General features: G+C 70.8%; 5 protein-coding genes. All 5 read left to right on the forward strand.

The window, feature by feature from the left end; all coding sequences use genetic code 11:
* Window positions 1-675: 675 nt before the first annotated feature.
* Genes ABZV38_RS14535 through ABZV38_RS14555 form a run of 5 tightly spaced genes read left to right on the forward strand, consistent with a single transcriptional unit; the run spans window position 676 to window position 8,699 of the window.
* Window positions 676-1,755, forward strand: a complete 1,080-nt coding sequence (locus tag ABZV38_RS14535) for a cysteine synthase family protein (RefSeq protein ID WP_356327144.1) — start codon at window positions 676-678, stop codon at window positions 1,753-1,755.
* Window positions 1,752-3,224, forward strand: coding sequence for an argininosuccinate lyase (argH, locus tag ABZV38_RS14540; RefSeq protein WP_356327145.1), 1,473 nt, complete (start codon window positions 1,752-1,754; stop codon window positions 3,222-3,224). The genes ABZV38_RS14535 and argH overlap by 4 nt, the downstream gene beginning before the upstream one ends.
* Entirely contained in the window at window positions 3,221-4,552 is a 1,332-nt protein-coding gene (locus tag ABZV38_RS14545; RefSeq protein WP_356327146.1) for an ATP-grasp domain-containing protein, read from the forward strand. The genes argH and ABZV38_RS14545 overlap by 4 nt, the downstream gene beginning before the upstream one ends.
* On the forward strand, window positions 4,545-7,775 hold the full coding sequence (locus ABZV38_RS14550) for an amino acid adenylation domain-containing protein (RefSeq protein WP_356327147.1): 3,231 nt from the start codon (window positions 4,545-4,547) through the stop codon (window positions 7,773-7,775). The genes ABZV38_RS14545 and ABZV38_RS14550 overlap by 8 nt, the downstream gene beginning before the upstream one ends.
* A gap of 9 nt (window positions 7,776-7,784) precedes the next feature.
* Window positions 7,785-8,699, forward strand: a complete 915-nt coding sequence (locus ABZV38_RS14555; protein WP_356327148.1) for a kinase — start codon at window positions 7,785-7,787, stop codon at window positions 8,697-8,699.
* Window positions 8,700-8,750 lie beyond the last annotated feature (51 nt).

Consider the following 8,750-nt stretch of genomic DNA (forward strand, 5'->3'; position numbering starts at 1 on the left):
GCAAGAGCCTGCGGCAAGGCTGGAGTTCACCACTTTAGGACTTGTGGCCTACCCCACAATTCCGGTTCCTCTTGGAGGGATCTATGAGTACTGATGTCTCCACGATCTAGAGTACGGTGGCGGCGAAAACCTCTGCGGCGAGCCAGGCGGTGGTGGCGGGCATGCACTTCACCGCCGACGGGCGGACCGCTGAGCTCAACACTGAGACACCCGCTCGACTACGGGGACGCGATGCGAGCCATGCTCGAATAGCTCGAAGACCGCTTCTCCAAAGACGAGCGCTCGGCATCGGATGGAACGACCCCGGATGGGCGTTTTCCTCGCAGCCACTGTTCCGCTCCGTGCGTACAACGACGCGCCGGTGCGCTCGGCAGAGGAGTTCCGAACCATACCGACGCCGATGTCCTGTTTATGCCCTCAGGGCGGCGGAGACCCCAGCCTCCGACTGCCCGTCAGTTGTGTGACGCACTCAGAGATTTCAGAAGGAACCGCACGGGTTTGCACGTTTCATCGGGGCCCAGAACCGCGCGTGATCCCTGTCGGACAAAGGACGCTCAGGCGCTGACGAAACGGTTCGCCCGGTGAGGCGGCAGACGCGGGCCCGAGTCCTGCTGTCGCAAGCGGCGCCGAGCCGAATTCCCGAGTTGCTGTCCGACCCGAATCCGAGGAGCCCCCATGCCGGTGACCACCCGGACGTACGACTCGATCGCCGACGCGCAGATGATGCCGCGCCTGATCCGGCTCGGCCCAAACCTGTACGGCGCGGCCTTCACCTTGATGAAGCTGCTACCCGCCACGTACATACTCCAGCATGCCGACGAGCGCGGTGAGTTGGGTCCTGACACGGTCATTGTGGAGACGACGTCGGGTACCTTCGGGCTGGGCCTGGCGATGCAGGCGGCGCTGATGAAGCGCGAGCTGATCCTGGTCAGTGATCCCGCCATCGACGGGAATCTGTACCGAAGGCTGACCGATCTCGGTGCGCAGGTCGAGATCTGTCAGGAGCCCGCCGAAGTCGGCGGGTTCCAGGAGGCGCGGCTGCGCAGGCTCGCCGAGATCCGCGCGGAAATGCCCGACACGTTCTGCCCCGAGCAGTACAGCAACCCCGACAACCCTCGCTCGTACGGAGTGGTCGCGGAGCAGCTCTCCCGCACGCTCGGCACGGTCGACTGCGTCGTCGGCCCGGTCGGCTCCGGCGGCTCCATGTGTGGGACCGTGCGCGGTCTGCGCGAGCGCACTCCGGACACCCTCGCCATCGGCGTCGACTCCCACCGCAGTGTCCTGTTCGGCCAGCCTGACGGACCGCGTGCGCTGCGCGGTCTGGGTAACAGCCTGTGGCCCGCCAACCTCGATCACAGTGTCTTCGACGAGGTCCACTGGTGCTCCGCCGCCGAGGCCTTCGCCCACACCCGCGAACTGCACGCCGGGCATGCTCTCTTCCAGGGGCCGACGAGCGGCGCCGCCTATCTGGTCGCCCAGTGGTGGGCCGAGCGCCACCCCGACCAGACGTGCGTTGTCATGCTGCCCGACGAGGGCTACCGCTACCAGGCCACGGTGTACGACGACGCGTGGCTCGCCGACAACGGCTTCCTGCTCGCCGGGGCGCACCGCCCGGCCGAGCCGGTGACCGTTGAGGCCCCGGACAAGGCCGAGGACCGCTGGACCCGGTTCGCCTGGGGCCGCCGCTCCTACGACGAGGTACCGGGCGCAGTGCCCCGCTTCGCCGACGCTCTCACCGAGCGGACCGAGGCATGACGGGCACCGGGCGGCTCACCCGTACCCTGGGCGCACGCACCCGCCGCGTCGTGTACGGCGAACCGGGCCCCGCCGAGATCCGCCAGGAGCTGGAGTTCACCAGCACCATCGACCTCGCGCACGTCGTGATGCTGAGTGAGGCCGGGCTGCTGCCCGGGCCCGCGGCCGCCGCGCTCCTCGCCCGCATCAGGAGCCTTCGGGCGGACGACTTCCGCGAGCTGTACGGCCTCGACGCGCCCCGCGGCCTCTACCTCATGTACGAGGGCCATCTGGTGGCCGAACTCGGACCGGACATCGGTGGAAAGCTGCACACCGGGCGCTCCCGCAACGACATTAAGGCGACCATCACCTCGATCCGGCTGCGCACCGAGCTGACGGACCTGATGGGTGAAATCCTGCGGCTCCAGGCGGCCCTGCTGTCCCGGGCCCGCGTTCACCGCGATGTCGTCATGCCGGTCTACACCCATTTCCAGCCCGCGATGCCGATCGGCTACGGCTACTACCTCGCCGGCCTGGCGACCGCGCTCGACCGCGACATCGCCGCGCTGCGGCACGCCGTCGACGAGCTGCGCCGCTGCCCGCTGGGCGCGGGCGCCGTGGCGGGAACCGATCTGCCCATCGAACCGGCGCGCACCGCCGCTCTGCTGGGCTTCGCCGAGCCGCCGCTGCACGCCATCGACGCGGTGGCCGCCCGCGACACGGTGCTGCGCGCGCTCGCCGCGATCGCCTCGGCCGGACTGACCCTCAGCCGGCTCGCCACCGACCTTCAGCTGTGGAGCACCCAGGAGTTCGGCTTCATCGAGTTTCCCGAGCGACTCGTCGGCGGCAGCTCGGCCATGCCGCAGAAGCGCAACGCGTTCCTGCTCGAACACGTCAAGGCGAAGGCCGCGGTGGCTGTCGGGGCCTGGACGGCGGCGGCGTCCGCCATGAAGTCGACCCCCTTCACGAACTCCATCGAGGTCGGCACGGAAGCAGTCGCCGTGGCGTGGCCGGCGTTCGCCGCCGTACGGGACTCCGTACTGCTGGCCCAGGTCCTCGTCACCGGCGCCCGGCCGAACGCCGCGCGGATGGAACAGCGGGCCAGGGAAGGCTTTGTGACCGCGACCGTGATCGCCAACCGGCTGGTCGCCCAGGGCGTGCCATTCCGTACCGCGCATCATGTCGTGGGCGCCGCCGTCCGGGAGGCCGTCGAGGCCGGGGACACCGAGCTCACCAAGATCACGCTGCCGGACGGTACGCCCGTCGACCTGGGCACCGAACTCTCCTCGCTGCGCGACGTGGTCTCCGGGCACGACCGGGGCGGCGGCCCCGGCGAGTGCGACAAGGTGGTGGACGTCCTGCGGCAGGGCCTCGCCGCCCACAGCGACTGGCTGGCGGCCCACCGGTCCCGGGTGCGGGACGCGGGACGGGAGCTCGAGGCGGCGGTCGATGCCGTCGTGGCAGAACACGGAACCGGAGGAACGGCGTGAGCGAGGCAGTGCGGAGAGACGCGAGTGAGGCCGGGCCCCACGGGCCATGGTTCGCGTTCATCGAAAGCAACACCACAGGCACCGGGCGCGAGTTCTGTGCCGCAGCGCGGGCTCGCGGGCTGCGCCCCGTGCTGCTGACGCGCGACCCCGACCGCTATCCCTACGTCGCCCAGGACGGCATCGACACGCGGGGCCTGGACACCGGCGACCTGCCGGCCGTCCTCGACGCCTGCGCCGCGCTCGCCGCCGATGGAGGCCTCGCCGGGGTCGCGTCCAGCTCCGAGTACTTCGTGTCGGCCGCCGCCCACGCGGCCGCCAAGATGGGACTGCCCGCCGCCGACGGTGACGCCATCGCCCGCTGCCGCGCCAAGGACATCCAGCGCCTGGCACTGGAAGCAGGCGGAGCGCCAGTGCCCGCGTTCACCGCCGTCGAGGACGTGGAGCAGGCAGTACAGGCCGCCGACGCGATCGGCCACCCCGTCGTACTCAAACCCGTGAGCGGGTCGGGTTCCGTCGGCGTACGGCTGTGCCGCGACCGGAACGAGACCCGGTCGTGGGCGGGCGAACTGCTCGGCCGGGCCACCGACGAGCGCGGCAACCCCGTGCCGACGCGGATTCTGGTCGAAGAGGCCGTCACGGGACCGGAGTTCTCGGTCGAGACCTTCGACGGCGCCGTCGTCGCCGTCGTCGCCAAGCACATCGGACCGGAGCCGTACTTCGTGGAGACCGGGCACGACGTGCCCGCGCCCGTGCCGGACGCGACCACCACCGCCCTCGGTGACATCGCCCTGAAGGCCCTGGCAGCGCTCGGTCTCGGCTGGGGCGCAGCCCACACCGAACTACGCCTGTCCGCCACAGGCCCCGTCGTCATCGAGGTCAACCCGCGCCTCGCGGGCGGCATGATCCCCGTCGCCGTACGCGCCGCCATCGGCGTCGATCTCGTGGACGCGGTCATCGCGCGGGCGGCCGGCCAAGCCCCCGCGCCCGCAGCGTCCGGCGCTGGGCACGCGGCCGTCCGCTTTCTCCGGGCGGAGCAGGAGGGGCAGGTCACGGCCGTCGACGGGATCGAAGACGCCGTAGCGGCCCCCGGAGTCGTAGCCGCGACGACCAGCACGGCCGCGGGCCGGACCGTACGCATCACGCACTCGTTCCAGGACCGCCTGGCCTGCGTGGTCGCCACCGGTCCCGACGCGGACCAGGCCACACAGCGCGCCCTGTCCGCCACCCGGCTGATCGGCGTCCATCTGGACAACCCGGCGACGCCGGAGGAACCGCGCATCCCGGAAACACCGCACGCACCGCACAAGGAGTCGGGCCCCAATGACTGACGACACGAAGAAGCAGGCGTTCACGCGGATCCCCCGGTGGACCGCACCGTCCGGCGGCGAGCATGGCACCAGCGCGCACCGCACGCCGCTGCCCGCCGAACTGACGGCCGCGCTGGAGCGCACCGCCACGGAGCTGGGCACCACGCCGGCCGCCCTGCTGACCGCCGCGCACGCGCGCGTCCTGGCGGCCGTCTCCGCCGAACGCGACCTGCTCATCGGCCACATACCGCAGGAGCCGGGCACGATCGAAGCCCCCATGCGCCTGGACGTCGCCGACTCCACCTGGGCGGACCTCGTCTCCGCCGCGGCCGAAGCGGCCGCCACCGGGCACTACACCGAGACCCGCCCGGAGCTGGTACTCGACCTGTCGGGGCTGGCAGCGCGGACCGCCGCCGCCCAGGACGACGCCCTGGCCGACGGCGTCGTCCTGCGCGTCGCCTGGGACCGTGACGGCGACGAGCTCGCGCTGCGGGTCCTGTACGACCGGGGCGCGCTCGACTCGACGTACGCCGAGCGGCTCGCCGGCTACCACCTCGCCGCGCTGCGGCTGCTCGTGGCCGGTCCCGGGGAGCGGCACGACCGGCAGAGCCTGCTGTCCGAGGCGGAGGTCGACACACAGCTCTACGGGCTCGCCGGGCCCCGGGTCGCACTGCCCGACAAGACCTTCGTCGACCTGTTCCAGGAGCGGGTCCGCAGCGCTCCCGACGCCATAGCCGCCGAGCACGGAGCACAGCGGTGGACGTACGCGGAACTCGACGCGCGCGCCAATCGCATCGCGCACGCACTCCTCGCCGCGGGCGCGGGCACCGAGGACGTCGTCGCCGTCGTCATGGACCGCACCCTCGACTGGATCGCGGCTGCGCTCGGCGTATTCAAGGCGGGCGGTGTCTATCTTCCGGTGCGCCCCGACTTCCCCGCCGACCGGGTCGCCGCCCAGTTCGATCGCAGCGGCTGCGGTTTCGCGCTCACCGAACCGGGCAGCGAGCAGCTCGTCCAGGACGCGTCCGCCGCGGTCACCGCGCCGCCCGCCGTCCTGTCCGTGCCGGAGATCCACGCCGCGAACGGCCGCACCGATCCCCCCGCGGTGGCGGTGGCACCCGGGCAGGCGGCGTATATCTACTTCACCTCCGGCTCCACCGGCGCTCCCAAGGGAGCTCTGTGTGAGCACGTGGGCATGCTCAACCACCTCTTCATGAAGATCGAAGACCTGGGGATGGGGGAGGGAGCCGTCGAGGTCGTCACACAGACCGCGTCGCAGTGCTTCGACATCTCCCTGTGGCAGTTCGCCGCACCGCTCATGACCGGCGGCACCGTCCGTATCGTCGACACCGAGGTGCTCCTCGACGTCGCCGGGTTCGTCGACGAGATCGCCGACGGGCGGGTCACCGTGGCGCAGATCGTCCCCTCGTACCTGGAAGTCATGCTCACGCACCTGGAGCAGCACCCGCGGGACCTCGGTGCGCTGCGGATCGTGTCGGTGACCGGTGAGGCACTCAAGTACGAGCTGGTGCAGCGCTGGTTCGGCGTCTTCCCGGGCATCAAACTGTCCAACGCCTACGGTGCGACCGAGGTGTCCGACGACACAATGCACGAGATCCTCGACGCGGTGCCCGAGCGTGACTTCGTGACGGTCGGACGCTCCCTGCGCAACGTCAACACGTACATCCTGGACGAGAACCTGGAGATCGTGCCGCTCGGCTCGGTCGGCGAGATCGCCTTCTCCGGTGTGTGCGTGGGTCGCGGCTACATCAACGACGAGGAGCGCACCCGGGAGGCATTCGTCCCCGACCCCTTCCGCGCGGACACCCGGATGTACCGCACGGGCGACTACGGGCGCTGGCTGCCCGAGGGCCGCATCGAGTACCGCGGGCGCCGCGACGAGCAGGTCAAGATCCGTGGATTCCGGATCGAGATCGGCGAGATCGAGAACAAGCTCCTGGCCATGGAGGGCATCCGGGAGGCCGCGGTCGTCATCGACGGCGCCACCGGAGAACAGCGCAACCTCGTCGCGTTCTTCAGCAGCGCCGGCGCGGTCCCCGCCGAGCAGGTCCGCGACTTCCTCGCGGCGCTCGTTCCCGACTACATGATGCCCACTTACTTCCACCAGCTGGAGCGCCTCCCGCTCACCGAGAACCTCAAGATCGACAAGAAGGGCCTGGCGCGACTCGCAGGCACTCTGGGCCACGGAGGCGCCCCCTACGCCGCGCCCAGCACCCCTTCCGAGCGCCGCCTCGCGATGCTGTGGGCGGAGGTCATCGGCGTCCCCCTCGAGCGGATCGGGCGGGCCGACGGCTTCTTCGAGCTCGGCGGTACCTCCCTCGCCGCGGTGCGCCTCCTGGTACGCCTCGACCGCGCGCTCTCGCTCAAGGATCTCGTCGCCCACCCGGTCCTCGCCGACCTCGCCGCCGCGCTCGACGAGCGCGGACGCGGCGCACAGGACACGACGGCCAGGCTGCTCCAGCCGCTGTCGACCGTGCGCACCCCCCACCACACCCTCGTCTGCTTCCCCTACGCGGGCGGCAACGCCGTCAACTTCCGCTCCCTGGCCGCCGAACTGCAGCGCGACGGCATCGCCGTGCTGGGCGTGGAACTGCCCGGGCACGACTTCGCCGACGACACCGAGGCTATGGAAGACGTGCCCGCCCTCGCCCGCCGGGTGCGCGAGGAGATCGCCGAGCGGGTTTCCACGCCCGTCCTGCTGTGGGGCCACTGCGCCGGCGCCGCGGTCGCCCTGGAGACCGCCCGGCTGCTGGAGGAGGCCGCAACCCCCGCCGAACGCGTCTTCATCGGCGCCCTTCTCCTGGACGACACCGAGACCCTGCGCGCGGAGATGGCTGAGGTGTCCGACGCCGACAACAAGACCCTGCTCGGCAGGCTGCGCGCCGACAACGCCTACGTCGAGCTCGACGCGCTCAAGCCGGAGCGCGTCGACGTGGTGGGCCGCGCCTACCGGCACGACGTCCTCACCTCCAACACTCATCTGATCCGGATCCACGAGGACGCCGCGTCTCACCGGGTCGACACCCCGGTCGACGTCGTCCTCGCACGGGACGACACCTCCACCGCACGGTCCGGTGAGGGGTACGGAGACTGGAAGACGGTTTCCGACCAGGTCACGCTCCACGAACTGGAGCAGGGCGGCCACTACTTCGTCAGCACGCGGCCTGCGGATACCGCACGTTTGGTGCGGGCCGCCTGCCTGCAGCCGGAACGACAGGGCTAGGTAGGCCAGGTGACTACGTTCCAGACACTCGCGGCACACCCGGACTACCGCCGCGCGGCCGCCACCGGGGTCAGCTCGGCCTTCGGCACCTTCGGTGAGCTGCTCCAGGGGGTGCTGCCCGAGGACGACGGCGACTTCCTGGTGACGCTACCCGTCGCGCGCTGGGCCGTGGCGCGCTTCGAACTCCACCCGGATGACGGTGAGTTGCTGGTCTGGCCGCCCCACAAGAAGAAGGCTCTCCGGCTCACATCCATGATCCTGGAGGATGTGGGGCGGCCCGTGGGCGGCGCCTTGAAGATCGACAGCATGTTGCCCGAGGGCAAGGGCCTCGCCAGCTCGTCCGCCGACCTCGTGGCCACGGCCCGGGCCGTGGCCAACGCTCTGGACGAGCCCATGCCTCCGCGCCGCATCGAGTCCTACCTCGCCAGGATCGAACCGACGGACGGCGTGCTGTACCAGTCGGTCGTCGCGTACCACCACCGCAGCGTGCGCCTGCGGGCCTGCCTGGGCTCACTGCCCTCGATGGCGGTGGTCAGCGTGGATGAGGGCGGCGAGGTCGACACGGTCGACTTCAACAACATCCCCAAGCCGTTCACCGCAGGCGACAAGCGGGAGTACTCGAGGCTGCTCGACCGCATCACGCACGCGGTGGCCCGGCGCGACCTGGCCGAGGTCGGCCGGGTCGCGACGGCCAGCGCATCGATGAATCAAGCCCTGCGCCACAAATGGTCGCTGGAGGCCATGACCGGCATCTGCGCATCGGTCGGCGGTCTCGGTGTGGTCGTCGGGCACAGCGGCACCACGCTCGGCATCCTCCTCGACACCTCGGCCCCGGACTGCCCCAGCCAGCTGGCGGCCGCGGCCCAGGCATGCCAGGAGCTCGCAGGGAACGTGACGGTCTACCGCACGCTGAGCTTCGACTGAGGACATGCCTTACGCGAGAGAGGTGGCGCACCCGGATGCCGGGTGCGCCAC

The organism is Streptomyces sp. NPDC005181 (genome assembly GCF_040608395.1).
Lineage (GTDB): Bacteria > Actinomycetota > Actinomycetes > Streptomycetales > Streptomycetaceae > Streptomyces.

Bases quoted from the DNA above. Each gene is read 5' to 3' on its own strand.
- ABZV38_RS14550 (WP_356327147.1), top strand. From the start codon at position 4,545: ATGACTGACGACACGAAGAAGCAGGCGTTCACGCGGATCCCCCGGTGG.
- argH (WP_356327145.1), top strand. From the start codon at position 1,752: ATGACGGGCACCGGGCGGCTCACCCGTACCCTGGGCGCACGCACCCGC.
- ABZV38_RS14535 (WP_356327144.1), top strand. From the start codon at position 676: ATGCCGGTGACCACCCGGACGTACGACTCGATCGCCGACGCGCAGATG.